The sequence below is a fragment of the uncultured Alistipes sp. genome (assembly GCF_949296715.1).
Taxonomy (GTDB): domain Bacteria; phylum Bacteroidota; class Bacteroidia; order Bacteroidales; family Rikenellaceae; genus Alistipes.
In genome coordinates this window covers 39,447-65,763 of the sequence record NZ_CASFQD010000013.1, presented here as the reverse complement: position 1 = coordinate 65,763, position 26,317 = coordinate 39,447, and the positions used below count along the sequence as shown (strand labels likewise).

Below are 26,317 nucleotides of genomic sequence, written 5' to 3'. Positions count from 1 at the left end.
ACCGCAAGCATCGCTACTGCTCCTGCTGCGAGAGTTTCTCGATCTGCTTCTCGGCTTCGGCAACCAGCGCCTTGGCCTGCTTCTTCGCCTCGTCGACCAGAGCGTCACCCGCCGCCTCGGCGGCGATCTTCGCCAGGGCGCCCTTCTTGGCGGCGGCATCGACCAGCTTCCGGCGCTGCGTTTCGGCCGCCTCGATGAGCTTCTCGCCCGCACGCTGCGCCTCCTCGCGCAGGGCGGCGGCCCGCGTCGCGGTGTCGTCCGAAAGCAGCGCGCCGCGTCCGCCCGTCAGGTTGTCCAGCTGGTCCGCCACGACGTTCGATACGACCTCCTCGACCGTCTCCTGCATGCCCAGCGTAATCTTGGGCGCGGTGAAGGTGCCGCCGATACCCACGTTGATGGCGCCCAGCACCCCGCCCGTAGCCTGTTTCGGAAGGGTCACCTTCGCCGTGTAGTCGATCGTCCGGTCGAGCCCCGTGGAGCCCGACATGTTGACATTCACGTCGCCCATCTTCAGGTCGAAGGGCTCCGTCGTGACACGGCCGTCGCGGACCTTGAAGCGGATAGACAGGTCCCGGGCCTCGATGCGGCGCAGCTTGTCGTTGTTCAGCAGGTCGGCCAGCTTGTCGAACGCCTCGACACCCTCGACGCGGACATTCTCCGAACGGAGCTCGCCCGTCGCCTCGAGCGTCGTGACGTCGGGCGACATCGCGGCGTCGAGCGTCGTCTTCATGTCAATCGACAGCGAATAGTCGCCGCTCGTCTTCTCGAAGATCGGTGCAAGCTGCTGCACGGCCACCGCCTCCTCGAACGTCCTGGCGAAGGAGGCTTTCGTAATCGAAGCCGCCAGCGAGAGCGACGGACGCGACGGGTCCTCCGCCGTGGAGTAGCTGCCCGAAAGCGCCGCCTTGCCGCCGAAGAGTTGCAGGCCCAGCCTGTCGAGCGACAGCCTGCCGCCCGCCACGTGCATCTCGCCCGAGATGTCGGTCAGGGTCATTTTGTCGAAGAGCACCTTCTTCAGGTCGGTATTGAGCGACAGGTCGAGGTTCTTCGGCACGACGATCGCCTGCACGGGCCCGGAGGAAGCGCTCTTCTCCGCCTCGGCCTCCGGCTCGCCGGACGTGGGCACCGCGGCACGTATCTCGTTCAGGTCCAGCAGATCAGACTTCACGTAGAGGCGGCCCGAGAGCGGATCGCCGTTCATCAGGTAGCCGAGGTAGCCCGTGAGCTGGCCGTTGGCCGCCAGGTCGCTCCGCCCCACCGTCACACCGAACTCGCCGAGCGTCATCGACTGCGGCGTGATGGTCGCGGCGGCACGCCGGATGAAGACCTCCGGCAGATTCTGCACGTGCAGGCCCAGCTGCTCGACGACGAACGTACCCGAGGCGGCAATCCGGCCGTAACGCTTCTGCATCACATCGGACTTGCGGCCCGAGAGCTTGAGCGTCGCCGAGACCTGGCCGTCGAGATCGATCCCCTCCTCCAGCGGATAGACCTCGCGCACGGCCCCCAGGTCCACGCGGCCCGAAGCCGTGGCCCGGAACACGGGATCGCTCATGAGGTTCGTCGCGTGGCACGTGGCCGAAAGGGCGTTGCCCGCCATCTTCAGGCTGAAGGCCGAAACATCCACCTCGGTCTGATCCATCACCCCGCCGGGGTTGGAGACACAGGCCGAAATGTTGATGTCGGTAACGGCCTTCGGCAGCGAGGAGTACTGGAAGCTGCCGTTGCGCACCTCGGTCTTCATCTCGAAGGCCGGGAGCTGCGACCCGCGCATCTCGCCCCGGGCCCAGAGCTCCATCGAGAGCTCGCCCGACGCCGCCAGGTTGCGGAACTCGTGTTTGTAGAAGGCCGGGATGAGCGACAGCAGGTCCTTGAAGCGCACGTCGCTGCATCCGGCGCTGATATCCATCGTCAGGGCATCGTCGGTCTGCTGCACCCAGCCGTCGAGGCGCATCTCGATGGCATTCAGGCGCAGTGTGTTGCGCGAGAAGGTGAAGCGGCCGTTCACCAGGTCGGCCGAAATCTCGGCGTCGAGCGCCGTCTCGGCATCGCTCAGCAGCGGCACGCCGCCCTGCGTGAGGCTGACGCCCCGGGCCAGCAGGTCGAGGTCCAGCTGCGTCTCGTCGGCCGACAGGTCGCCCCGGAGCCCGAGCGACAGCGGCGCCGTGCGGAACTGCATGTTCGTCGAGTCGTCCTCGTAGCGGATCACGGCATCCGAAATCCGGAAGTCGCGGACCGAAAGGCGGAACGCCGAGGAGTTCTCCTCCGCGGCAGCCGTCGTGTCGGCCTCGCCCGAGGGTTTCATCACGTTCCAGTTGACCGCGCCGTCGGCAAGCTTGTGCGCATGTACGGCGGGCGACGCAAGGACGATCTTGCGCACCTCGAACCCCTCATCGCCCACGAGCGACATGAGGTTCACGACCACCGAAATACGCTTGGCCGCGACGATCGTATCGCCCTCGAAGCGGTCGGTACCGACGAGTGTCAGCCCCTTGAGGTTCAGCGAGGCGTTGGGAAAGTTGCGCAGCAGGCTGATGTCGAGTTTCTCGAAATCGAGCCGCGCCGTCAGCATCTCATTGGCCTCGCGCTTGACGATCTCGACAATCCGTCCGCGAAACAGCAGCGGCGTAACGATCGCCGCCACCAGCACCACGGCCACCACCGTTGCCGTAATTTTCAGAAATTTCTTCATTGTTCTTCCGTTTTAAGGGCGAAAACCGTCGTCTCCGCCTCTTCGAATCCCACTTTCCGGTAGAGGTTCCGGGCCGCCGTGCGGGCCGCCGACGAGGTGAGCATCACCCGGTCGGCCCCCACCTGCCGGGCACGCGCAAGCGCTGCACGCACCAGCGCCTCACCCGCGCCGCAGCCGCGTGCCGCGGCATCGACGACCACATCCTCGATCCACGCCTTGCGGCCCGAGGGGGCGTCGTACCACACGAGCGTCAGCAGCCCGACGATCTCCGCACCGCGCCGTGCGGCCAGCAGCGCGGAGGCCGGCGATAAGCAGATGCGCCGCAGCCGTTCGGCGGAGGGGGCGCCCAGACGCGCCGAGAGCTGCGGCATGAGCCGCGCGAACGCCTCGCACACGGACGGCGTCACCTCGCTCACCGTATCGATCACCGTTTCCATGCCCTTTCGAAACCTCTCACTGTTCCGCAAAGATAATCTTTTTAGCCGAAATGCACGAATACGCATGGCAATCTCGCAAAAAAAGGTTACTTTTGCCGCGCAATGGTTCCACAGGGACGGCCGCATGCGCCGTCCGGATCAAAAGGGAATGCCGTGCAAACCGGCAACAGTTCCCGCTGCTGTGAGTTACACCCTGCGTTCCGGCATCACGCCACTGTCCCCCGGGGACGGGAAGGCGCCCGAACGGTAACGAGTCAGAAGACCTGCCATTGCGCTCCGAACCTTACGAACCCTGCGGAGAATGGGGTGACGTGTCCGTGTGAAATTCCTCTTTTCCCCCGCCACGCGCCCCGCCCGCCACGATACGGATGAGACGCTGGAAAGGACATATCGCCGCCTGCTGTGCGGCCGCGGCGCTGGCCACGGCCTGCATGGACTACGGACCGCTCGACGAGGAGGCATTCGCCACCTCGGGCCGCGGCGTCTTCATCACCTGCGAGGGCAACTTCACGTGGGACAACGCCTCGCTCTCGTACTACGACCCCGCGACGCGGCAGCTCGAGAACGAGGTCTTCATCCGCGCCAACGGCATGAAGCTCGGCGACGTGGCCCAGTCGATGAGCCTGCACGACGGCCGCGCCTACGTCGTGGTCAACAACTCGGGCGCAGTCTACGAGATCGACCCCGCAACGTTCCGCCTGCGGGGTATCATCGAGGGGGTCGTCTCGCCCCGCTACGTGCACTTCCCGAACGACACGACGCTCTACATTACGGACCTCTACGACCCGCGCATCACCGTCGCGGACGCCCGCACGAACCGCATCCGGGGCCACATCGCGACCAACGGCCACAAGTCGACCGAACAGATGGTGCAGTGGGGCGACGAGGTCTTCGTCAACTGCTGGTCCTACGACAACAAGCTGCTGGTCATCGACACCCGCACGGAGCGGCTCGTCGACTCGATCACCGTGGGACGCCAGCCCTCGGCGCTGGCCGTCGACCGCAACGGCAAGCTCTGGACCGTGACCGACGGGCTGAACGACCCCGCGGTCCTCTACCGCATCGACGCCGCGACGCGCCGCATCGAGCGCACCTTCTCCTTCCCGGCGGGCGACCACCCCGCGCGGCTCGCCCTCAACGGACGGCGAGACACGCTCTACTTCATCAACCGCGACGTCTGGCGCATGCGCGTCGACGACGAGCAGCTCCCCGCAACACCCTTCCTGCCCTATGCCGGAACGATCTACTACGGGCTGGGGGTCGATCCCACAACGTCGGAGGTCTACGTCGCCGACGCCATCGACTACGTGCAGCACGGCGTCGTCTACCGCTTCACGCCGCAGGGCCGGGCCGTCGACACGCTGCGCGTGGGCATCGTGCCGGGCTCGTTCTGCTTCAAACCGCAAACCACAGTCAAGCCATGAAAAGATACGCATTGCTGATCCTCGCCGCGGCGGCCGCCGCCTGCAATTCGAGCGAGGAGTTCGTCACGAGCCGCATTTCGCAGCCCGCCGACCGCATCATCGAGTACACCCCGGCGCCGGGGCAGTTCATCAACGAGCCGCAGAGCGGCTTCAACGGCGAAACGACCGCGGACGGAGCCTGCGCCTATGCCGAGCGGCGCCTGGCCGAAGGCAACTACGTCTCGCTGGGCGGCTGGGGCGGCATGCTCGTCGCCCGCTTCGACGAGCCCGTCCCGGCGGGCGACGACTACGAGCTGTGGGTCCGCGGCAACACCTTCGACGGGTCGTCCGAGCCGGGCATCGTCTACGTCATGCAGGACACGAACGGCGACGGGCTGCCCAACGACACCTGGTACGAGCTGCGCGGCAGCGAGTTCGACCGCTCCGACCGGGAATACGCGATTACCTACTACCGTCCGGAGCAGCCCGGCGGCGAGATCGTCTGGCGCGACAACCGCGGCAACGAAGGGATCGTCGAGCGCAACGACTTCCATACGCAGGAGAGCTACTTCCCGGCCTGGCTCGAAGAGCCGGCCTTCTCCTTCGGCGGGACGCTGCTTCCGAGCAATGTCACGGAGGCCGACGACGGCCGCTACGTCATGGTGGCCTTCGGCTGGGGATATGCCGACAACGCGTCGAGCCGCGATCTGGTGAGCGGCATCAACTGCCTGCGCATCGCCAACGCCGTGACGGAGGACGGGGCGCCGGCCAACCTCACGCAGGTGGACTTCATCAAGGTACAGACCGGTGTGAGGGACACGCGCCCGAACATCGGCGAGATTTCGACCGAGGTGTGCGGCATCGGCTGCTTCCGCACCGTCACCCGCAAAGAGTAACCGCCGCAGTGCTCCGGAACGTCATCCTCCTCCTGCTCTCGGCTCTCTGCACGGCGACCGCCGCCGCGCAGGGCGACGCGACGGCGCGCAGCATCGACATCGAACGGGTGGAGATCGCCGCGAGCCGCCCGATGAAGCAGATCGGCGTGCAGCGCACGCAGATCGACAGCACCGTCCTGCGCGAGAACATCACCTCGTCGCTGGCCGACGCCCTGACCACCGGAACGACCATCTTCATCAAGTCCTACGGCCGCGCGACGCTCGCGACGGCCTCGTTCCGCGGCACGGCGCCCTCGCACACGCAGGTGACGTGGAACGGCATGAAGGTCAACTCGCCGATGCTCGGGCAGGTAGACTTCTCGCTCATCCCCTCCTACTTCATCGACGACGCGGCGGTCTTCCACGGCGCCAGCTCGGTGGGCATCACGGGGGGCGGACTGGGCGGCGCCGTGACGCTGAAGACCTCGCCGCCCGAGGAGGAGGGGCTTTCGCTGCGCTACGTGCAGGGCGTGGGGTCGTTCTCGACCTTCGACGAGTTCGCCCGCCTGACCTGGCGCGGGAAGCGCTGGAGCAGCTCCACGCGCCTGCTGTGCAGCACCTCGGAAAACGACTTCCGCTACCACAACTACAACACCAAGCAGATCGTCACGGACGAGAACGGCAACATCGTCGACTCATACTACCCGTTGCAGCGCAACCGCGGCGGAGGCTTCCGCGACCTGCACGTGATGCAGGAGTTCTACTGCACGACGCGCGGCGGCGACCGGCTCTCGCTGGCGGCCTGGTACCTCGACTCGCACCGCGGGCTGGCGATGACCAGCGCCGAGCGCAACACCGACAAGCAGAAGCGCAACACGCAGGACGAACGCACGCTGCGCGCCGTGGCGGCGTGGCAGCGGCTGCGCGGCGGGCTGAAGACCGAGGTGCGCGGCGGCTACACCCACACCGAGATGCGCTACCTGATGCGCGTCGACGTCGAGGGACAGGGCAACTTCTTCTCGGCGACCGATGCGCAGAGCCGCATCCGCACACTCTTCGCCGAGGCCGAGGCCGAATACGCCCTCGGCGAGCGGTGGCTCTTCACGGGCAGCCTCTCCATGCACCAGCACGACACGCGCACGGGCGACCTTTCGGTCATCGACTACGTCACGGGCCAGCACGCCGACACGCTCTACCGCAAGCAGCGCTTCGAGGCCTCGGCCTTCGCCGCCGTGAAGTGGCGCCCGCACCCGCGGCTGGGCGTGGCGGCCGACCTGCGCTGGGAGCTCTACGGCGACCGCACGACGCCCCTGATCCCGGCACTCTTCGCCGACTATCTGCTCTCGCGGCGCGGCAACGTTGTCGTGAAGGCCTCGGCGGCGCGCAACTACCGCTTCCCGACCCTCAACGACCTCTACTTCCGCCCGGGCGGCAACCCCGACCTCAAGCCCGAGCACGGCTGGACGTGGGATGCCGGCGTCGAGACGGCGCTCGGCGGCAAAGGGCGGAGCCTGAAGGCCTCCGTCACGGCCTTCGACTCCTATATCGACGACTGGATCCTCTGGATCGCCACCGCCAAGCAGGGCATCTACACGCCGGTCAACGTGCGGCGCGTACACAGCTACGGCATCGAGACGAAGCTCACGGCCGAGGCGGCCTGGAACGGCGGCTGGCGGGCCTGCTTCGACGGCAACTTCGCCTGGACGCGCTCGATCAACCGCGGCGACAAGTTCAGCCCCGCGGACCGCTCCGTGGGCAAGCAGCTGGTCTACATCCCGGTCTACTCGGCGGCCTTCACCGCGCGGCTGCTGTGGCGGCGCTGGGAACTCGGCTACAAGTGGTGCTGGTACAGCGAGCGCTACACGATGACGGACAACGACCCCGGCGTGCTGGGGCGCGTGAAGCCCTACTTCATGAGCGACCTCTCGCTCGCCCGCAGCTTCGAATGCCCGTGGGCGTCGTTCTCGCTCAAGGGCTGCATCCACAACCTGCTGAACGAGGAGTACGAAACGGTCCTCTCGCGGCCCATGCCGCGGCTCAACGTCTCGTTCTTCCTGGGCATCACCCCCAAATTCCGCAAACGATGAACAGGCTCCGTGAACGGCTCGTCGCCATGAGCGACCCCGACTATCGACAGTTCAACGCCTCGCTGCTGCCGGGCGTCACCGACCTGATAGGCATCCGCCTGCCCAGGCTGCGCGCACTGGCCCGCGAAATCGCCCGCGGCGATGCGTGGCACGACCTGCTCCGCGACGGCGACATCCGCTACTTCGAGGAGCGCATGCTCCGCGGGCTGGTCATCGGCTACGTCCGCTGCCCGGTGGAGGAGCGGCTCGCGTGGGTCCGGGCGTTCGTCCCGACGATCGACAACTGGGCCGTCTGCGACGCGTTCTGCTGGCGGCTGCGCAAGGAGGAGCGCGAGCCGATGTGGCGGCTGATCCGGCCCCTGTTCGACTCGCCGCGCGAATTCGAGGCGCGCTTCGCCGCGGTGACGGCACTCGGCAACTTCGTCGACGAAGACCACCTCGACGAGCTGCTCGGGCTTCTCGACGCCGTGCGCTGCGAGGCCTACTACGCCCGCATGGGCGTGGCGTGGGCCGTGTCGGTCTGCTACGTGAAGTTCCCCGAGCGGACCGAAGCGTGGCTCGACCGGTGCCGCCTCGACGACTGGACCTTCAACCGCTCGCTGCAGAAAATCACCGAGTCGTGGCGCGTGGAAAAGGCCGACAAGCAGCGCATCCGCGCCATGAAACGACCGGCAAAATAACGAACCTCGCGGACAAATCGGACAAATCGGCAAAATAGTATTATATTTGCGGGTGAAAAACGAAACACCGACGCCATGCGCAAACTGGTAATCATTCCGACCTACAACGAAAAGGAGAACATCTCGGCGATGATCTCGAAGGTCTTTTCGCTGCCCGAACCCTTCGACATGCTCGTCATCGACGACGGGTCGCCCGACGGCACAGCGGCAATCGTCCGCGAACGCCAGCGGGAGTTTCCCGACCGGCTGCACCTGCTCGAGCGCAAGGGCAAGCTGGGTCTCGGCACGGCCTACCTCGCGGGCTTCCGCTGGGGGCTGGAGCAGGGCTACGACTACATCTGCGAGATGGACTGCGACTTTTCGCACAACCCCGACGATCTGGTGCGCCTCTACCGCGCGGCGGCCGAGGGCTACGACGTGGTCGTGGGCTCGCGCTACGTGCAGGGCGTCAACGTCGTCAACTGGCCCATGGGGCGGCTGCTGATGTCCTACTTCGCCTCGATGTACGTGCGCATCGTCACGCGCATGCCGCTGCGCGACGCCACGGCCGGCTTTGTCTGCTACTCGCGCCGGGCGCTCGAGACGATCGACCTGGACCGCATCCGCATGAAGGGCTACGGGTTCCAGATCGAGATGAAATACTCGGCCTGGAAGCTCGGCATGAAGCTGCGCGAAGTTTCGATCATCTTCACCGAACGCCGCGAAGGGGCCTCGAAGATGTCGGGCGGCATCTTCGGCGAAGCGCTCTTCGGCGTACTCAAACTGCCGCTGCGCAAGATCCGCGGCCGCAAATAATCCGACACCATGACATTGAAAAACAGACTCGCGCGGGTCGGGGAATTCTTCCTCTCCCCGCGCAACCTCTTTTTTGCAGGCCTGCTCATCGTTCTGGCGCTGACCTTCTCGGAGGTGCTGCGCGGGCGGCAGCGCAACTTCATGATCTTCGCCGAGTCGACCCGCATGTTCTGGGACCACATCGCCCCCTACGGCTCCAGCTGGCGCGAGGCGGTCCCGCACCTCGACTACTACCTCTACGGGCCGCTCTTCAACATCCTCTTCGCACCGTTCGCCTACCTGCCCGACCGCATCGGCCCGTTCGTCTGGAACGTCTTTAACTTCTCGCTCTGGTTCGCGGCCGTCTTCTCGCTGCCCGCACGCTTCACGCGCGAGGAGAAGTGCCGGTCGTTCCTCTACACGTTCCTCATCCTCGCCTGCACGCAGCTCTCGTTCCAGTACAACGTCACCGTCGCCTGCCTCTTCCTGTTCGCCTACTCGCTGCTGGAGCGCGGCGGCGCGAAGGAGGCCTTCCTGGCCGTGCTGCTCATCATGATCTCGGGCTTCACGAAGATCTACGGCATCTTCCAGCTCGGACTGCTGCTCTGCTACCCCCACCTGCTGCGCAACCTCGGCTACGCCGTCGCGATCGGCGCGGTGCTCACGCTGGCCCCCGCCGTCAACATGCCGCTCGACGAACTTCCCGGCTGGTACGGCGCCTGGGCCGACGCCCTCCTCTCGCACAAGGAGACCCGCCCGTGGATGAACATCTTTTACCTGCGGCCGCTGGGGCTGCTGCCCTACCGCGTCTACGTGCAGGCGGGCGTGCTGCTCCTGCTGGCCGCCGGGCTGCTGGCCAAACACCGCAGCTGGGCGCGGCCCGAGTTCCGCATCGGGGCGCTGGCCGTACTGATGGGCTACGTCATCCTCTTCAGCAACTCGAGCGAGGGCCACACCTACGTCATCATGCTCATCGGCTACCAGATGTGGTACTGGACCATGAAGCGCCTCGGGGCGCTCACGCGCTTCGACCGCATCCTCTACTGGGCAATCCTGCTCGTCGTCGTGGTCATGCCCGTCGACGTGCTGTGCCCGCCCGCCGTCATGCGGTTCTTCTACGATCCGCAGATCAACCTGTGGCTGCTCGTCGCGCTCTGGCTGCGCATGTGCCTGTCGGTGCTGCGCATGCCCGCCGCCGAAGAGCCGGCCCTGCAGGGCGTGCAGCTGCAGAAGAACCGCTGACACAGTCCCGCACGTCCGGACCGCTCCCGGATACCGGTCGTTCAGCACACGAAACGAAAGGACGCCCCGCCGCATGGCGGAGCGTCCTTTCGTTTGGCGCAACCTCCGGTCCCCGGCGGATCAGAAGTTGAAAAAGTAGTTCATAAAGAAGTTCCAGAAGGTCACCACGCCGATAGCGAAGAGCTTGGCAAGGTAGAAGTTGAGCCGGAAGCGGTCGTGCAGCACGTAGATCGTCAGGTTGTTGATCGCAAGGCCCACGAGCGAGATGCCCAGGAAACGCAGGTACTGGGCCGCGACATGCGGGTCGCTGCTGCCGAAGGTCCACAGCCGGTTAAGGATGTAGTTCGTCGTGGCGGCACAGAGGAACCCGAGCGAATTGGCCAGGTACTTGTTCAGGCGCAGCCACTCCTTGCAGAGGTAGGTGATGCCGAAGTCGACGAAGACGCCCGACCCGCCCACGAGGCAGAATTTGATGAACTGTTCGATCATAGATGTGCAACCTCCACGCGGAGGGGTTTACCGTTGAACCAGTTGACGTAGCCCTCGCGGCGCAGGGCGAAGCCGGCATCGAAATCCGTCCCGGCGAGCTCGTCGGGGACGCGCAGGGGCACCTCCAGCGTCAGATGGCTGCGGGCCGGGAGGGTGAAGGGCGCCGCCTCCACGGGGAACTCCTCGACGCGGAAGCGGCCGTGCTTCCACAGCATGACGAGCGAAAGGGGGCGGCCGTCGACCCGGATGTCGTAGTCATAGGGATTCTCCAGGTGCAGCGTGAGCGTCAGCTCCTCGCCCGGCGCGACCCGTGCGGGCAGCCCCTCGCAGGCGATCCCGACACGCCGCGTCGGGAGGTAGCAGCTGTCGACAAGCCACGTGAAGCGCCTGCCGTTGGCCAGCGCGACGCTCCGCACGGCCGACGTCGTGTCGGAGGCCGGGCGCGCCGCGGTCTCGACGAGCACCTCGCGCCCGGCGAAGCGGTCGTCATCGTCCCGGAACTGCCACTGGTGCGTGCGGTAGCGGATATTGGGCTGGCAGTAGGCCTCGCAGCCCGTATAGAAGCGGTACTTGGCCGCCACGGCATACCCGTGGCGGAAGACGACCGGGCGACCGTCGGCCACGCGGGCGATCTCGCCGTAGCTCGCGGCGTTGTCGAAGACCTCGAAGCGGATGTGCAGCGGGTTGAAGATCATCTCCAGCCGCACGAGCGCCACCAGGGCGATCGTCACACCGCCGGCCCGCATCAGGTAGCGGCGTGTGCGGGGATGGCGGCGTGCGTAGTCGAAGAGCACCCACAGCAGGCCGAACGTCGCGACGATGATCCACTGCGGCTGCACGTAGCCGCGCAGCGACGAGAGGAGGAAGAAGCCGATGAAGGCGGGCGGCAGCAGCTTCAGTGCCCGCTGCAGGGCGTTCCGTGGCCGGGTCTTACGCCAGGCCTGAACATAGAGCGGCACGAAGAAGGGGTTGAAGACCACCAGCACGTTGAGCAGGAACTCCACGGGGTAGTTGGGGCGGAAGACCGAGTTGCGCCCCGCGAGGTGGTAGGCGAACGACGCCCAGTCGTGTTCGTACTGCCAGAGCAGGTGCGGGACGAGGAGCACGAGGGCCACGGCGCCGGAGGCGTAGAGCCCGGGGCGCAGCAGCAGGCGCGGGTTGGCCGCCAGGCAGAAGATCACCACCAGCGCCCCGTGGTACTTGCTGTAGGCCATCGCGGCCATCGCCACGCCCATCCAGAGCCAGGCGAGGGGCCGCCGCTCGGCGAAGTTGCGGAAGGTCCAGAGGAAGAGCGCCGCGGTCATCATCAGCGGGCCGTCGGGCACGGCGATGAAGCCGTAGAGCTCGAGGATGAGCGTCGCGGCCGACAGCACGACATAGAGCGCCGCATCGCGGCGCGTGGCCTCCGCCGGGCGGATGAGCCGCCAGAAAACATAGAGGTAGAGCGGCTGCAGCAGCGTGAAGAAGAGGCGCACGCCCAGTTCGCCGCCCGCCATGAGGCCGCCCAACCGCACGAGCAGCGCCGTCATCGGGGGATGGTCGAAGTAGCCCCATGCGAGCCGCTCGGCGAACATGTGGTAGTAGGCCTCGTCGTTGGCCAGCTCCGTCAGGCCGGCCTGCAGCAGGTTGCACATCCACCACACGCCCAGCCACAAGGCCACCAGCGCGTCGGCTCCCAGCTGCGGAAATCTCTTTCGGACAATACGCTCCATAGCTGCGGCCAAAGATACGAAATTTTATCGCATTTCACGCGCACGAAGGCCACAAACCTTCGGCGCGGCGGCTGTTTACAATTTGTTCATTAAAAATCCGCGCCGCGGCTTGCCGATCCGGAAACTCTCCCTATCTTTGTCACGGCAAGGTTCCCAGCCGGCGGCTGCCGGCACGGGATCAAAAGGGAACGCCTGTGCGAATCAGGGACTATTCCCGTAGCTGTAAGCTCCATGCGGGCTGCGCACTCTCAATGCCACTGTCCTCGGACGGGAAGGCGCGCAGCGGGAGCGAGTCAGAAGACCTGCCTTGCCGCGAATGGGGTCCGCCTTCGGGATGTGGGGCGACACCGGAACTTTTGACTGACAATACACGATCTGTCGGAGACGCCACCTTTCCGCCCGTCGCAGGATACGCGGAGAGGAGGAGGGGGCGAACACTCCGCATGGAAGAGAGACAACAACCAAACACCGGGTGAACCATGGGTATTTCGGAACTTTATATCGTCAAGCGCGACGGCAAACGCGAGGCGTTCTCCGTCGAGAAGATCAAGCGGGCCGTGAGCAAGGCCTTCCTTTCGGTCGGGGGTTACGCCACGGACGACGACCTCACGGCCGTGTTGAGCCGCGTGCACATCGCCGACGGCATGTCCGTCGAGGAGATTCAGAACCAGGTGGAGGTGGCCCTCATGGCCGAGCGCTACTTCGCCGTGGCGAAGAGCTACATGCTCTACCGCCAGAAGCACACCGAGGAGCGCGAGGAGCGCGAGAAGCTGCGCTTCCTGACCGACTACTGCGACGCCTCGAACCCCGCGACGGGCTCGAAGTACGACGCCAACGCCAACGTCGAGAACAAGAACATCGCCACGCTCATCGGCGAGCTGCCCAAGCAGAACTTCATCCGCCTGAACCGCCGCCTGCTGACCGACCGCCTGAAGGAGATGTACGGCAAGGAGCTCGCGGACCGCTACCTCTACCTGCTGCGCAACCACTTCATCTACAAGAACGACGAAACCTCGATGGCCAACTACTGCGCCTCGATCACGATGTACCCGTGGCTGCTCGGCGGCACGCTCTCGATCGGCGGCAACTCGACGCGCCCGACGAACCTCAAGTCCTTCTGCGGCGGCTTCGTCAACATGGTCTTCATCGTCTCGTCGATGCTCTCGGGCGCGTGCGCCACGCCCGAGTTCCTCATGTACATGAACTACTTTGTCGAGCAGGAGTACGGCGAGGACTACTACCTGCACGCCGACCGCGTCGTCGACCTCTCTACCAAACGCCGCACGATCGACAAGGTCATCACCGACTGCTTCGAGCAGATCGTCTACTCGATCAACCAGCCCACCGGCGCACGCAACTTCCAGGCCGTCTTCTGGAACGTCGCCTACTACGACCGCTACTACTTCGAGAGCCTCTTCGGGGAGTTCGTCTTCCCGGACGGCTCACGCCCCCACTGGGAATCGCTCTCGTGGCTCCAAAAACGCTTCATGCGCTGGTTCAACCGCGAGCGCACGCGCACGGTGCTGACCTTCCCCGTCGAGACGATGGCGCTGCTCACGCGCGACGGCGACGTCATGGACCGCGAGTGGGGCGACTTCACGGCCGGGATGTATGCCGAGGGGCACTCGTTCTTCACCTACATCAGCGACAACGCCGACTCGCTGTCGTCGTGCTGCCGCCTGCGCAACGAGATACAGGACAACGGCTTCAGCTACACGCTCGGCGCCGGCGGCGTCTCGACCGGCTCGAAGAGCGTGCTGACGATCAACCTCAACCGCTGCGTGCAGTACGCCGTGAAGAACGGCATGCACTACCTCACCTTCCTGGGCGAGATCACCGACCTGGTGCACAAGGTGCAGCTGGCCTACAACGAGAACCTCAAGGAGCTGCAGCGCAAGGGCATGCTGCCGCTCTTCGACGCCGGGTACATCAACCTCGCGCGGCAGTACCTCACCATCGGCGTCAACGGACTGGTCGAGGCGGCCGAATTCCTCGGGCTGAAGATCGACGACAACGACGACTACGCCCGCTTCGTGCAGGAGGTGCTGGGGCTCGTCGAGCAGTACAACCGCCGCTACCGCTCGCGCGAAGTGATGTTCAACTGCGAGATGATCCCCGCGGAGAACGTCGGCGTGAAGCATGCCAAGTGGGACCGCGAGGACGGCTACGCCGTGCCGCGCGACTGCTACAACTCCTACTTCTACGTCGTGGAGGACCCGTCGCTGAACGTCATCGACAAGTTCCGCCTGCACGGCCGCCGCTACATCGAACACCTGACCGGCGGCTCGGCCCTGCACATGAACCTCGAGGAGCACCTCTCGAAGGAGCAGTACCGGCAGCTGCTGCGCGTCGCGGCGGCCGAAGGGTGCAACTACTTCACGTTCAACATCCCGAACACGGTCTGCAACGCGTGCGGACACATCGACAAGCGCTACCTGAAGGAGTGCCCCGCATGCCACTCGGCCAACGTCGACTACCTCACGCGCGTGATCGGCTACATGAAGCGCGTGTCGAACTTCTCGGCGGCGCGCCAGCAGGAGGCCGCACGCCGCTACTACGGGCACATGACCCCCACAGAGGATGGTGCGCTATCATAACTTCGACGTGGTCTTCGCGGAGATTCCCGGCGAGACGACCCTGGCGATCAACATCACGGGCTGCCCGAACCGCTGCCCGGGGTGCCACAGCCCCCACCTGCAGCGCGACGCGGGGCGCCCGCTCGACGACACGGAGCTGCGCGCCCTACTCGGCCGCTACGGCGCCGCGGTGACGTGCGTCTGCTTCATGGGCGGAGACGGTTCGCCGCACGAGATCGCCCGCCTGGCACGCCTTGTGCGGCAGGAGCGGGCGGTGCTGCGCACGGCGTGGTACTCCGGGCGGGCCGACCTGCCCGAAGGGTTCGACGCCGCGGCCTTCGACTACGTGAAGCTCGGGCCGTGGATCGAACGGCTCGGGCCGCTGACTGCACCGACGACCAACCAGCGCCTCTACCGGCGGTCGGACGACGGGACGCTGTGCGACATCACGGAACGGTTCCGGCGCCGCCGATAGATTTTTTCGGGTTTTTTCCGTCCCGACGGCAGGAACTTCGCGGGAAAAACCTATTTTTGCACCTGCCATGAAGACCAGACAAGAGTTGATCGAAACGCTCGACTTCGTCGCCGAGTATGCGACCTACCTGCTCGGATCGGGCGTGCACACCTCGCGCGTGATCCGCAACTCGCAGCGCATCGGCACCTCGCAGGGGGTCGACATCCAGTTGTCGAGCTTCCAGCGCAGCACGATCCTCACCGTGCGCGACGAGGCGAGCGGCGAGGCCGTCACCCGCGTGGTGCGGATTCCGGCGCTGCCCGTCAGTTTCGAGCGCAATTCCGACCTGAGCGCCCTGAGCTGGGACGCCCTCGACGAGGAACTGCCGCTCGACGAAGTGCGCCGCCGCTTCCGGGAGCTGATCGACAAGCCCCGCATGGACCCGGTCTTCGTGCTGCTGACCGTGGGGCTGGCCAACGCCTCGTTCTGCCGCCTGTTCGGCGGCGACTGGACGGCCGTGGGCATCGTCTTCACCGCTACGCTCGTGGGCTTCGCCGCGCGGCAGCGCATGCAGGCGCACGGCGTCAACCACTACCTGATCTTCATCATCTCGGCCTTCATGGCGTCGCTCTGCGCCTCGGTGGCCCTGCGCTTCGACTGCACGGCCGAGATCGCCCTGGCCACGAGCCCGCTCTTCCTGGTGCCGGGCGTGCCGCTCATCAACGGCGTCATCGACATCGTCGAGGGGCACATCCTGATCGGATTCAGCCGCCTGATCAACGCCCTGCTGCTCATCATCTGCATCGCCGTGGGGCTGGCGGCCACGCTGCTGATGGTAAAGGACAGCCTGCTATGATCGCTCTGGACATCCTGCTCGACGGACTTTTCGCCGCCGTGGCCGCCATCGGCTTCGGCGCCATCTCCGATCCCCCGATGCGGGCCTTCCCGCGCATAGCGCTGCTCGCCGCCGCAGGACACGCCCTGCGTTTCGCGCTGATGAACTACGCGGGTGTGGACATCGCCACGGCGTCGCTCGCCGCCGCCGTCACGATCGGCATGGGAAGCCTCTGGCTCGGGCGCGGCATCTGCTGCCCGATGACGGTGCTCTACATCCCGGCGCTGCTGCCGATGGTGCCGGGCATCTACGCCTACAAGACGGTCTTCTCGCTCATCATGTTCCTCCAGTCGCTCAACGACCCCGGGCAGGGACTCCAGTACATGCAGCAGTTCTTCCTCAACGCCACCGTCTCGCTGAGCGTCATCGCCCTGCTGGCCGCGGGAGCCACGCTGCCGATCTTCATCTTCAACCGCCGGGCCTTCTCGCTCACGCGCCGCCGACGCCCCGGCTTCGACCGATAACCGCCCGACATGGAGACATTCTGGGAAACGATAGCCGCCTATAACGAAGGAACCTGGACCGCACAGATTGTCTGGGTGGCGGCGGGCGCCCTGCTCACCGTGCTGCTGCGCCTGCGCCCGTCGCGCGGGGTGCGCATCGCCATGAAACTCTACATGGCGGGGCTCAACTTCTGGATTGCGGGCGTCTACTACCTCGTCTACTGCGAGCCGCGGCAATACAACGACATGCTGGCACTCTTCTGGGCCGTCATGGGATGCATCTGGATCTACGACCTCGCACTGCGCCGCGCCACGCTCGTCCGCACGGGACACCACACGGCCTTCGCCCTGCTGCTCATGGCCATGCCGCTCATCTATCCGCTCGTATCGCTGCTGCTCGGCCGCTCGTTCCCGATGATGACCTCGCCGGTGATGCCCTGCTCGGTAGCGGTCTTCACCGTGGGGCTGATGCTCGCCTTCTCGGAGCGGGTCAACATCGTGCTGGCGATGTTCCTCTGCCACTGGGCCCTCATCGGGCTGTCGAAGGTCTACTATTTCGGCATTCCGGAGGACTACCTGCTGGCCTGCAGCGTCGTGCCGGCGCTGTTCCTCTTCTTCCGCGAGTATGTCGCCGAACGCAGCGACCGGCCGGGCAAGCCCTCGCCGCGGATGCTCAAGGTACTGCTTGCCATCGTCAGCACGATCATCGGCATCTTCTTCGCCACCACGCTCCTCCACCAGTTCGACCTCTACACGGATATCTGACCGGCAGCCGGCAACCCGCCGGAGCACCGCCTGCCCCACTCTTACAACCCAGCAACCCGAACGCCGAAGCAATGAAACGACTGATTTGCGCAATCCTTATACTCGCCGCCGCACTGGGCGGATGCTCGAAATCCGACCATGCGGCGGAGATACTCTCTCTCGCCGAGAAAATCGTGCAGGAACACCCCGACAGCTCGCTGCACCTGCTGCTCGGGATTCCGGCCGAACGGCTCGGCAGCCGTGCGCTGAAGGCCCGGCACGCCCTGCTCGTCGCGGAAGCCGCCGCACGCAGCGGAGCCGATGCCGACTGCGACTCGCTGCTCGGACAGGCATGGGAGTACTACCGGACCCGGGAGCACGACATCCGCAACCGCTGCAAGACCCGCTACTACCTCGGAAGGTGCAAATTGAAGCAGGGAGACAAACCCGGGGCCCTGCGGCTCTTCCTCGAAGTCGAGGAGGAGCTGCGCCGCATCGACGAACCCTACTACCTCGGGCTGCTCTACCTGCGGATCGGCGAGGTGTACCATGCCGAGCTGAATTTCGCAAGGGCCTACCGCTACTGCCGGGATGCGCGCAACCTCTTCATCCGTTCGGAGGAGCCCGCACGGACGGCCGACGCGCTGCTCGGAATGGCTGCGGCGGCACTCCGCATGCGGGACCCGTCCCGGGCGCGGCGCGACTGCACGCTCGCACTCGAACTGGCGGACGAGCTGCGCGACGACACGCTCGTCAGGCGCTGCCTGGCCTGTTTTGCCACGCTCCATACCGTTTCGGCCGAGGAGGCCGTCCCCGAGACGCTGCTGCGGCGCATCGAACGTTCGGCCGCCGGCGACACGTCCGCAACGGGCCTGCGCATGCAGGCACAGGCGCATCTGCTGCGCCACTGGCCCGACAGCGCCCGCCACTACCTCCGCCTGGCCGAGAGCCGCACGACCGACCCCGGGGAGCTGCCCGCCCTGCTCTTCACGGCCTATCGCAGCGATACGGAAGCCGGACGTTACCGCGAAGCGGCGCAGGAGATCCGTCGGTTCATCTTTCTGAACGACTCCATGACCCGCGCCGCACTGCACACCTCGGCCGGGATGATCGAAAAGGAGTATTTCCGCGAACGGGCCGCCTTTGCCGACTACCGGATGCGGAGCCGCCGCATCGGCGAGATCGCCGTCGCGGCGGTGGCCCTCCTGCTCGCCGGCGGCGGGCTGCTGCTTGTCCGCCAGCGCATGCGGCTGCAGCAGGAGCGCTACGAACGCGAACTGCTGCTGGCCGGGGAGGTTCGGGAAAAATACCGGGAGCTCGTCCGCCAGCTGGAGCAGAAGCACCGGACGGAGAACAGCATGAAGGGGATTCTCGCCTCCCGCTTCGACATCGTGGACCGCCTCGGCAAGGCCCTCTACGAGCGGGAGAATACCGCATCGGAGGCGGCCGCCATGACCCGGCAGGTAAAACGGCTCATCGAAGGGTTCGCTGCCGACGGCGAGATGCTGCCCGAACTCGAACGCATCGTCGACATGGTCCATGACAACGCCATACAGCGGCTGCGCCGCGACTTCCCGAAGATGAAGGAGACCGACACCCGCCTGTTGTGCTACCTCTTCAGCGGGTTCTCGCCCCAGGTCATCAGCCTCTTCATGCACGACAGCGTCGCCAACGTCTACGCCCGCAAGTCGAGACTGAAAACCCGCATCCGGAACTCCGAAGCCCCCGACCGGGAGTTCTTCGTCGCACTGCTCGAGCAAAAGTCAGAGAGCTGTTAGAAATCCGGAAAAGAGAAGACCGCAACACACTGACTTACAGATCGTATTTTTTCAAACTGTCAGAACCTCCGTGCCGTATTGCAACCGAAAAACGACACGGGGGTTCTAATTTTGCACCCGGAATCCGGCTCCGCAGTATCCGTCCGATACCGAAACGGGGACCGGAGAGCAATTGCAAACACGAAAAAACGATTCGGCCCCATGCAAACGAAAAAACTCATGACCCTGCTCTTCGTCGGCATCTTCTCGTTCACCGCCTGCAAGAAGGAAGAGGCGCACTCCGGTTCGAAAGAGGCTGTCGTGGAGATCACGGTACTCGACGACCAGGGTAAACCGCTGGCAGGCGTTCCCGTCAAGTTCTACGATGAACGCACATACGCGGAGTTTCGGAAGAGCAACCTCACGCCGCCCCTGCGCGTCGAACAGACCGACGGCGACGGTAAAGCCACCTATCGCTTTCTCAATTCGGAATGGTTCCGCCGCGGCGCCAGCCGGGAATTTTCCTTTGTCGTACAGGAGGGCGGCGGCACGGAAAACTACCGCATCTGGGCCGCGACGCGGACCATCGCACCGTCGCAGCGGATCAGGATCAGGCTCCAACTGAAAAACCTGTCGGAGATGCCCGGCATGCCGGGCTCTCCCGAAGAGCCGGGAACAACCGAAGGGCCGGAACAACCGGGAACGCCGGAAGAGCCCGGCATGCCGGGAACGCCCGAAGTACCGGGAACGAGCGCCGGGGAGTGGCTCGACATGTACGACGAGCAGAACGGACGGACGCTCTTCGGCGAGGCGGTATACATCGACGTCGCACACGATTTTGTCGGGAGCAACCGCTATTCGTTCGTCGATGCGGGCCCGGCGGCCGGACTGGAGGCGCTGGGAATGCTGACGCTCGACCGTCCGGCGGAGCGGATCGCCGTCGAACCCCGGCACGGGTACTTCATCTGCAAGGATATTGCGCTGGCGCAGTTCCCGTCGGGAGCCTGGGCGCTCGCAGTCTCCTCCGAATATGCCCGGGTCTACGTTTCGGAGTGGCTCGTGCGCGACGGCCGGGAGGTCGGGGCACGCATCCGCTCGGCCATCGGGCAGGTGCAGCCCGAAGGGCTGCCCGCATGGGGGATGCACTACGAACTTCCTGCCGCCGGAGAGCGGAGCCTGCGCGTGGCGCTGCCCGGAAATTCCGAAGAGAGCGAATTCATGGCGCTGCGGAGCAACTACCTGCAGTTCGTCGCGGGGCACGACGACGTGACGATCCGCATCAATGATCCCGCGGCAGCTCCCGGAAAGGAGTACCGGGCCCGCATCCGTTCGGGAGCCCGCTACACCGAAATCACCTTAAAGCTGACACGATGATCCTGCATGACAAGAAGATGCCGGCCGCTCCGGCTTCCGAAAACGAACCCGATGAAGAGCAAGATGCTGCTGTTGCTGTTTTTCACGCTGCTGCGTTTCTGCGTCGGCAACTGCCGGCGGTTCTCGGCCGCCGGCCGGAAGAGGAAAATCCCGGCAGGAGAAGGCCCGGCGGCCTGAATGGACAAAGGCGCCGCAAAAGTTCCGGACGGGGTCCCCGCCGGGTCACTTCCTGATACGCAGCTCGTAGAGGTCGTGCCGGCGGTCGCGCAGGTTGCGCACGCTGCCGTAGGTGTGCAGCTCGTTGAGCAGGTCCAGATCGACGTCCGAAATGAGGATCATCTCCGTATTGGGCGTGGCCTCGGCCCGCTTGCCGTCGGTCGGGAAGGCGAAGTCGCACGGCGTGAAGACGCCCGACTGCGCATACTGGATATCCATGTTGTGGACCCGCGGCAGGTTGCCCACGCTGCCGGCGATCGCCACGAAACACTCGTTTTCGATGGCCCGGGCCTGGGCGCAGACCCGCACGCGCGAATAGCCGTTCTGCGTGTCGGTGAGGAAAGGGACGAAGAGTATCTGCATGCCCTGGTCGGCCATGATGCGCGACAGCTCGGGAAACTCCACGTCGTAGCAGATCAGCACGCCGATGCGCGCGCAGTCCGTATCGAAGGTCTGCACCATGCGTCCGCCGCTCAAGCCCCAGCTCTTCACCTCGTCGGGCGTGACGTGCACCTTCTCGTACATGTCGTAGGTACCGTCGCGGCGGCAGAGGAAGCCGACGTTGTAGAGCCCGCCGTCGGACTTGATGTAGGGCATGCTGCCGGTGATGATGTTGATGTTGTAGCTGATGGCCAGTTCGACGAAGCGGTCGCGGATCTCCTCCGTGTACTGCGCCAGGCCGCGGATCGACTGCGCCTCACCGAGGTTGTTGAAACGCGCCATGAGCGGGGCGTTGAAGTACTCGGGAAAGAGGACGAAGTCGCTCTTGTAGTCCGACACGGCGTCGACGAAGAACTCGACCTGCTCGAAGACGTCGTCGAGGGTCTTGTAGGTACGCATCTGCCACTGCACCAGCCCGACGCGCACGGTGGTCTTCTTGTCGACGAACTCCTGCGTGGGCGGCTGGTAGTAGATGTTGTCCCACTGCAGGAGCGTCGCGCAGTGGCACGACTCCTCGTCGTTGGGCAGGTAGTTGGGCATCACGCGCCGCACGTGAAAGTCGTTCGAGAGCTGGAACGTCAGCACCGGATCGTAAATCTCGCGCGAACGCACCTTCTCGATGTACTCCTTCGGGCGCATGCGGTCGGCGTACTTGTGGTAGTTCGGGATGCGCCCGCCGAACATGATGGCCTTCAGGTTGAGCTTCTCGCACAGCTCCTTGCGGTAGTCGTACATGCGCCGTGCCAGCCGCAGCCCGCGGTAGTCGGGATGGATGAAGACCTCGATGCCGTAGAGGATGTTGCCGCCGGGATTGTGCGTCGAGAAGGTCTCGTTGCCGGTCACCTTCGCATAGGTATGGTCTCCCTTGACCATGTCGTAGTCGACGATGATCGAGAGGGCGCATCCGACAATCCGGTCGCCGACGACCGTGACGATCTGTCCTTCGGGAAAAATCTCGACCAGCTTGTGAATCTGCTCACGGGTCCAGAAGACATCCTTGTCCGCATAGACGCGGGTAAACGACTGCGCCAGCTGCGCATAGTCCTCCATCTGCAGGTTGCGGACCTCGACCCGATTGATTTTGTGCGTGTCTGCCATAGATGCGATAAGATATTTCGGGAACGGCGCAAAATTATAAATTTATCCGTTCCGTTATTCTCCGCAGTCGGACTTTCACGCCAAACGGCCGGTGCGACGGGAGCCGGCGGCTGAAAAAGAGGGCGGAGCAGATGCTGCGGGAACGGAGGGTCCGGATACCGGAGCCGTGAAGAGGAACGGTGAATAGAGAGTACCCCGGAAACGGGGACTGTGGGGAGTGACAATGGGCAAAGGGTGTCCCGAAAACGGGAACAGTGGTGAGTGACAGCGGGAAAGAAGATTTCCGGGAACGCGGTCTGTGAAGAGAGATGGTGGTAAAGAGCGTTTCCGGAAACAGGGGCTGTGAAGAGGGACGGTGGGAAGGGAAGCCCCGGAAACGGGCCGGAACAACCGACGGAGGGAAGAGGACGGACATCATGCCGGACTCTTTCGCACCGCCGGCAAACGGTCCGGAGACCGGTCTCGGAGACCGGTTGCGGAGTGACTCCGCAAAAGAATGGGGGTTGTCCCGTGTGAACAACCCCCATTTCCGTATGGCGGACAGCGCCTATTTCCGATAGACGTAAATCTCGGAGCAGAGAACCGCCGATCCGAACATCTGCCAGATCACATAACGGGTCTCGATCGGCGAGATGAACTTCAGATACTGCGTATTGCGGAGAGCCCCCATCTCCAGACCCTCTTTGGGGGTTCTTTCCGTCCACAACTCGCCGTCGTCGCTCGTAAAGAGCTTGCAGCGGGTGAAGGAGTAGGTCGATGCGTCGTAAAAGCTGTAATACTCCAGTCCGCTGATCGAGCGGGACTCGCCCATGTCGATCCTGACCGAAAGCAGCGGCGTACTGTACCAGACATAACTGTTACCGCCCGTATCGCCGTCGATAAGGGCATCCTGGACATTCGACCAGGGGCCGTCCAGCGACTCGTCGTAGCACGAGCGGACCGACCATCCCGTATAGTCCGTAATCCGGCTGCCGTCGGGCACCTCGTTGGGCAGGATGTCGCAGTACTCGGCCTTGTTGATCGTACAGGTCAGTTCACCCTGCTTCGTCGAAATGCGAAGATCGTCCGAAGCGGGCGAAACCGACGCAACCGAAACCCGGATCGTATAGCTCTCGGCATCACGCGAGACGAAGCTCCAGTCCGAATTGACCGACAGCGTCGTGGCGACGCTCGTCTCCCCTGCGGGGATGACCACGTTCCCGTCGAGGGCCACATCGTCAGCCGGGAGATCCCCTTCGATCGACGCCGCCAGCGTCACGGCCACGTCACGGCCGTAGGGCTGCGCGAGGCAGACGGTGAGGGGAACAGAAATCTCTTCGGAGCTTATGACTCCCAGCGAAGAGTGCGACAGGTTGTACACCCGGTTCGATACGCCAAGTCCGAAACGCTGGAGGTAGACGTAATTCGAGGTCCATTCGTCGACTGCGGTCTCATCGTCGTCGCAAGCCGTGAATACCGTACCGATTGCGGCAAACGCGAGGACCATCGACAGACATTTCAATTTTCCAAACATATTCGTTCGTATTAAAGATTCAATTGTATGGGTTTGTTCGCCCGTCCGGTCATTCGGGCCATGCGGTCTCCGTATCGGTCGACTTGATGCCGTCCACCCAGATCGGAGCCACCTCGGTCTTCAGCGTATAGCCGTGTCCGGTGCAGTCCTCGAAGGTATAGAGGGTCTTGCCGTTCTCCGTAGTGGTACCCGCCCAGGTGCTGGACATACGCCAGTAACCCACCAGGCCTTCCGAAGAGGAGCCGGTCGTGGTCATGTTGTTCTGAATCTGGGCCTCCGTGCGGCATACCGACCATACGCGCAGTTCCGAGCAGAGAATCTTGCAGCCGGCCCACCACGCAGGGTCTCCCGTACCGTGGCCGCCGCCGGCATCGCCGCCGAACCAGGCCAGAATTGCAAACGTCGGGTCGCAGACACCCTCCTTCGTTCCGGCCTTGGCACCGTTGACATAGAGGGTGATGGCCTTGCCGTCATAGGTCAGCGCCAGATGCTGCCACTTGTTCGTGCGGAAGTAGTCCGAGGGATTGTGATACCAGCCTTCACCCTGGAACTGCACGTAGGAGTGTGCCGGAACGCCGTCCGTATCATTCTGCGGGTCCTCGAAACGCAGCAGGACCGATCCGCCGTTGGTAAAGACGGCACGGTTGCGGTTGTCCGTATTGCTGACCTGGAAGCGGCATTCGATCGTATACTGCGGGAGCGACAGCGAGACTTCACCCGACGTAAGCCCCGCATTGCCGATGAACATCGGAAGCGACGACGTGGTAACCGTCTCGGTGGTAATGATATAGGTCGAAGTGGTCGACGTAACGGGAACGCCGCCCGACACGCTCACCAGACGCAGCGGAATGGCGTAGCTCTCACCGATCTGTTCAGCGCTCAACGGCAGGATATGGATGCGGGTGGCGCTGGCGCTGTAGCTTCCGGCCGGGATCGTCACCTCGGCCTCCATTTCGAAGTTCGAGGCGGGCAGGGGGACGAAACTCGAAGCCTGTGCCTTGTTGTAGGTATCGAGAATGCTCTCGTCGATCTCGAAGCGCAGGGTGACATCCTGCGACACGGCGCTGCTTAGGCAGGCCGTCACCTCGACGTCGGCACCGTCGTCGGTGATGGTCACCTTTTCGCTGCGGCTCGAGGAGGAGGTGCTTTCACTGATGAAAGCCCGGGCACCGAGCGTATCGTATTCGGCATCGTCGCACGCACAGAGCAATCCTGCCGCGCCCACCGCTCCCAGAAGGAGCGCTTTCATAATGCTGTTTTTCATTTTCGTGTTCGTTGTTTAATGGTTCGACGCTAATTCACGGCAGGATTGGCGGCCTGGATAGCCGTGCGCATCCATTTGTACGAGGGCGAGTTGGAGGCCTCGTAACCGAACTGGTAGGCTCCGAAACCGCCCTTGCGGTAGCCGTTTTCCGGCTCCCACATGGCCATGCCCACCAGCGAGGGGTAGCTGGCCAGGTTGCCCGACGCATCATAATACCGATATCCGCCCTTCAGGCAGTCGAGGGCCGATTCGAGATTCTCGGTCATCACGTAGCGGTTGGTCACCGTCTCCTCGCCCAGCAGGGCGCCGAACTTGGCGATGCCCTGCTGCAGTCGGGCATTCAGGTTCACATCCGAATTATACCAGAGGCTCGTATCGCCCGACGTGCCCGAATAGGCCTGAATGACGAAGTAGCTGATGTACTCGCCCGTCTCGGCGTCGAGCGACTGCGGCTCGCCGTCGACGATGAGCAGCTTCCCGGGATTGGGAGACTTCGGGCCGATGTGCTTGCCGAGCTCCGAGATCAGGATGTGCATCCGGTCGTTGTAGCTGGCCAGTTCGCCGCTGTAGCCGTAGTGAGGCTCGAAGTCGATGTCGAATCCGTCGTAGCCGTACTTGTTGAGCGTGTCGATGATCGCACCGGCATACTTGCGGATGGCAGCGGCGATGGCCTCCTCGTCCCCGTCGACCCAGCCCCAGAAGGCATGACGGTCCTCGACGGTCGCATTGTGCTCCTCGGGCGTGAAGTTCTGCCCCACCGTCTGGGTGAAACTGCAAAATACGATCTTCGTACCCTTGGTCTGCTGCACGTGCTTCAGGTCCTGCTTGCGCTCCTCGGTCAGGTTCGACCAGTTGCCCCACAGCGAGACCACGTCCATGCTGTCGGGGATGCCGGCCAGCATGTTGGTCGTCGAGGCCGAATGCTCGCCCCAGCCGCTGAACCAGCCGAACGAGATGGCGTGATCGCTCTTTTTCCACTCCCGCAGCGCCTTGTAGTAGGAGTCGGGACGGGCCACCTCGGTGTTGTCATAGTCGGTCAGCCGCTCGGCCTCGATTTCCGTCCAGTCGCTGCACGCGGCAAACGGCACGATGGCCAGCGCCGCGACAAATGCCCATATCTTGTTTTTCTTCATGGTATTCGATGTTTTGTT

Annotated in this window: 22 protein-coding genes and 2 riboswitches; of the genes, 14 read left to right on the top strand and 8 right to left on the bottom strand. The window is 64.4% G+C overall.

Translation table 11 applies throughout. From position 1 onward, the window contains the following. Nucleotides 1-13: 13 nt before the first annotated feature. Together Q1Y33_RS01745 and Q1Y33_RS01740 are read right to left on the bottom strand one after the other, a co-directional pair. Nucleotides 14-2,692, bottom strand: coding sequence for an AsmA family protein (locus Q1Y33_RS01745; RefSeq protein WP_300797649.1), 2,679 nt, complete (start codon nt 2,690-2,692; stop codon nt 14-16). Continuing rightward, nucleotides 2,689-3,129 (bottom strand): GNAT family N-acetyltransferase, encoded by a 441-nt coding sequence (locus Q1Y33_RS01740; RefSeq protein ID WP_300797647.1) that lies wholly within the window; start codon nt 3,127-3,129, stop codon nt 2,689-2,691. Before Q1Y33_RS01740 ends, Q1Y33_RS01745 begins: the two co-directional genes overlap by 4 nt. 86 nt (nt 3,130-3,215) lie before the next feature. Then, nucleotides 3,216-3,415, top strand: a riboswitch (cobalamin riboswitch). Between the two features lie 82 nt (nt 3,416-3,497). On the opposite strand from Q1Y33_RS01740, the gene Q1Y33_RS01735 reads away from it, so the two are divergent. The 6 genes from Q1Y33_RS01735 (at nt 3,498) to Q1Y33_RS01710 (ending at nt 10,190) form a co-directional block, all read left to right on the top strand. Further along, nucleotides 3,498-4,553, top strand: a complete 1,056-nt coding sequence (locus Q1Y33_RS01735; RefSeq protein WP_300797645.1) for a YncE family protein — start codon at nt 3,498-3,500, stop codon at nt 4,551-4,553. Then, nucleotides 4,550-5,428: a hypothetical protein gene (locus Q1Y33_RS01730; RefSeq protein ID WP_300797643.1), complete on the top strand. Its 879-nt coding sequence runs from the start codon at nt 4,550-4,552 to the stop codon at nt 5,426-5,428. The genes Q1Y33_RS01735 and Q1Y33_RS01730 overlap by 4 nt, the downstream gene beginning before the upstream one ends. A gap of 8 nt (nt 5,429-5,436) precedes the next feature. Further along, nucleotides 5,437-7,494: a TonB-dependent receptor gene (locus Q1Y33_RS01725; protein ID WP_300797641.1), complete on the top strand. Its 2,058-nt coding sequence runs from the start codon at nt 5,437-5,439 to the stop codon at nt 7,492-7,494. Continuing rightward, entirely contained in the window at nt 7,491-8,174 is a 684-nt protein-coding gene (locus Q1Y33_RS01720; protein WP_300797640.1) for a DNA alkylation repair protein, read from the top strand. Before Q1Y33_RS01725 ends, Q1Y33_RS01720 begins: the two co-directional genes overlap by 4 nt. Before the next feature lie 75 nt (nt 8,175-8,249). Continuing rightward, complete coding sequence (locus Q1Y33_RS01715; RefSeq protein ID WP_300797638.1) at nt 8,250-8,969, top strand: polyprenol monophosphomannose synthase; 720 nt, start codon at nt 8,250-8,252, stop codon at nt 8,967-8,969. A 9-nt stretch (nt 8,970-8,978) separates the two neighbouring features. Further along, complete coding sequence (locus Q1Y33_RS01710) at nt 8,979-10,190, top strand: glycosyltransferase family 87 protein (RefSeq protein ID WP_300797636.1); 1,212 nt, start codon at nt 8,979-8,981, stop codon at nt 10,188-10,190. 120 nt (nt 10,191-10,310) lie between these two features. Here Q1Y33_RS01710 and Q1Y33_RS01705 read toward each other — a convergent pair whose 3' ends face one another. Further along, the gene (locus Q1Y33_RS01705; RefSeq protein ID WP_300797634.1) at nt 10,311-10,679 is read right to left on the bottom strand and encodes a GtrA family protein; all 369 of its coding nucleotides are present in this window, start codon (nt 10,677-10,679) and stop codon (nt 10,311-10,313) included. Then, complete coding sequence (locus Q1Y33_RS01700) at nt 10,676-12,391, bottom strand: glycosyltransferase family 39 protein (RefSeq protein WP_300797632.1); 1,716 nt, start codon at nt 12,389-12,391, stop codon at nt 10,676-10,678. The genes Q1Y33_RS01705 and Q1Y33_RS01700 overlap by 4 nt, the downstream gene beginning before the upstream one ends. A gap of 130 nt (nt 12,392-12,521) precedes the next feature. Then, nucleotides 12,522-12,716: riboswitch (cobalamin riboswitch) on the top strand. Between the two features lie 154 nt (nt 12,717-12,870). On the opposite strand from Q1Y33_RS01700, the gene nrdD reads away from it, so the two are divergent. The 8 genes from nrdD (at nt 12,871) to Q1Y33_RS01660 (ending at nt 20,811) form a co-directional block, all read left to right on the top strand. Beyond that, nucleotides 12,871-14,988, top strand: a complete 2,118-nt coding sequence (nrdD, locus tag Q1Y33_RS01695) for an anaerobic ribonucleoside-triphosphate reductase (protein WP_300797630.1) — start codon at nt 12,871-12,873, stop codon at nt 14,986-14,988. Next, complete coding sequence (gene nrdG / locus Q1Y33_RS01690) at nt 14,972-15,442, top strand: anaerobic ribonucleoside-triphosphate reductase activating protein (RefSeq protein WP_300797628.1); 471 nt, start codon at nt 14,972-14,974, stop codon at nt 15,440-15,442. The genes nrdD and nrdG overlap by 17 nt, the downstream gene beginning before the upstream one ends. A 67-nt stretch (nt 15,443-15,509) precedes the next feature. After that, complete coding sequence (locus Q1Y33_RS01685; protein WP_300797626.1) at nt 15,510-16,277, top strand: threonine/serine exporter family protein; 768 nt, start codon at nt 15,510-15,512, stop codon at nt 16,275-16,277. Then, nucleotides 16,274-16,780, top strand: coding sequence for a threonine/serine exporter family protein (locus Q1Y33_RS01680; protein WP_300797624.1), 507 nt, complete (start codon nt 16,274-16,276; stop codon nt 16,778-16,780). Before Q1Y33_RS01685 ends, Q1Y33_RS01680 begins: the two co-directional genes overlap by 4 nt. Nucleotides 16,781-16,789: 9 nt before the next feature. Then, on the top strand, nt 16,790-17,524 hold the full coding sequence (locus Q1Y33_RS01675) for a DUF6064 family protein (protein ID WP_300797622.1): 735 nt from the start codon (nt 16,790-16,792) through the stop codon (nt 17,522-17,524). 71 nt (nt 17,525-17,595) lie between these two features. Further along, nucleotides 17,596-19,281: a hypothetical protein gene (locus Q1Y33_RS01670; RefSeq protein WP_300797620.1), complete on the top strand. Its 1,686-nt coding sequence runs from the start codon at nt 17,596-17,598 to the stop codon at nt 19,279-19,281. Between the two features lie 201 nt (nt 19,282-19,482). Then, nucleotides 19,483-20,634 (top strand): DUF5036 family protein, encoded by a 1,152-nt coding sequence (locus Q1Y33_RS01665; RefSeq protein WP_300797618.1) that lies wholly within the window; start codon nt 19,483-19,485, stop codon nt 20,632-20,634. Nucleotides 20,635-20,685: 51 nt separating this feature from the next. After that, nucleotides 20,686-20,811 carry a hypothetical protein gene (locus Q1Y33_RS01660; RefSeq protein ID WP_300797616.1) on the top strand — a complete coding sequence of 42 codons (126 nt, stop codon included), beginning with the start codon at nt 20,686-20,688 and terminating at the stop codon, nt 20,809-20,811. Between the two features lie 45 nt (nt 20,812-20,856). On the opposite strand, the gene Q1Y33_RS01655 is transcribed toward Q1Y33_RS01660, so the two are convergent. The 4 genes from Q1Y33_RS01655 to Q1Y33_RS01640 form a co-directional block, all read right to left on the bottom strand. Next, the gene (locus tag Q1Y33_RS01655; RefSeq protein ID WP_300797614.1) at nt 20,857-22,389 is read right to left on the bottom strand and encodes a bifunctional GNAT family N-acetyltransferase/carbon-nitrogen hydrolase family protein; all 1,533 of its coding nucleotides are present in this window, start codon (nt 22,387-22,389) and stop codon (nt 20,857-20,859) included. Nucleotides 22,390-22,936: 547 nt separating this feature from the next. Beyond that, nucleotides 22,937-23,902: a DUF4999 domain-containing protein gene (locus Q1Y33_RS01650; protein ID WP_300797612.1), complete on the bottom strand. Its 966-nt coding sequence runs from the start codon at nt 23,900-23,902 to the stop codon at nt 22,937-22,939. A gap of 49 nt (nt 23,903-23,951) precedes the next feature. After that, nucleotides 23,952-25,151: a DUF1735 domain-containing protein gene (locus tag Q1Y33_RS01645; RefSeq protein WP_300797610.1), complete on the bottom strand. Its 1,200-nt coding sequence runs from the start codon at nt 25,149-25,151 to the stop codon at nt 23,952-23,954. A 44-nt stretch (nt 25,152-25,195) separates the two neighbouring features. Further along, nucleotides 25,196-26,299, bottom strand: coding sequence for a glycoside hydrolase family 18 (locus Q1Y33_RS01640; RefSeq protein ID WP_300797608.1), 1,104 nt, complete (start codon nt 26,297-26,299; stop codon nt 25,196-25,198). Between the last annotated feature and the right edge of the window lie 18 nt (nt 26,300-26,317).